This window comes from Candidatus Symbiopectobacterium sp. NZEC135 (assembly GCF_025962695.1).
The window spans coordinates 1-679 of record NZ_JAGFPF010001164.1 but is presented as its reverse complement, the minus strand read 5'-3'; the positions used below and the strand labels follow the sequence as shown (position 1 = coordinate 679).

The 679-nt window shown below is 47.6% G+C and carries 2 pseudogenes; both read left to right on the top strand.

The window, feature by feature from the left end:
* Positions 1-221: pseudogene (locus tag J5224_RS33105) on the top strand (chemotaxis protein); the annotation flags it as partial.
* Positions 222-494: 273 nt separating this feature from the next.
* Positions 495-679: pseudogene (locus J5224_RS33100) on the top strand (chemotaxis protein); the annotation flags it as partial.

Sequence of the window (679 nt, the reverse complement as noted above, 5' to 3'; positions counted from 1 at the left end):
AGCAGGTGCAGCGTGTCACCAATTTGATGCAAGAGATCAGCCTTGCCACGCAGGAGCAATCACACGGGCTGAATCAGATCAACAGCGCGGTCACCAAGATTGATGAACTGACCCATCAAAATACGGTATTAGCGGGACAGTCGCACAGCGCGACCGATCAGTTGGAGCGACAAATTGCCGATATGGCCCGCGCCATTTCCGTTTTCAACGCCCCGCGTTAATCCCTCGGTTCAGGGCCGGATAGGGACACTGTCCGGTCTTTTTTTCTCACACGAAAAACATTGCTGCACCCTTCAAAATTCTGGACGTCACCTATAATGAATAGGGTCGTTTTTTGTTATTTATCACGCTTCGCCATTATCACAAAAAAGTCATTAGCCTCCTCACGGTTTCCGGTATTTGCGGGTAATCAGCCTGAGCGGGGTTATGTGTATTGTCATTATCATTCGAACCTTTATCGCTGTCGTATTGGCATTAACGAAAAGGACTGGCAAATGCGAAAGAACTTTCCTGTAAGCGACATTCAGTATCCATTAGATGAAAAAGCTAAATTAATGTCGGTCACAACACCGACCGGACATATTACCTATGCCAATGCCGACTTTATTACCGCCAGCGGTTACAGCTCCGACGAAATTCTTCAACAGCCGCACAATATTGTGCGACATCCCGATATGCC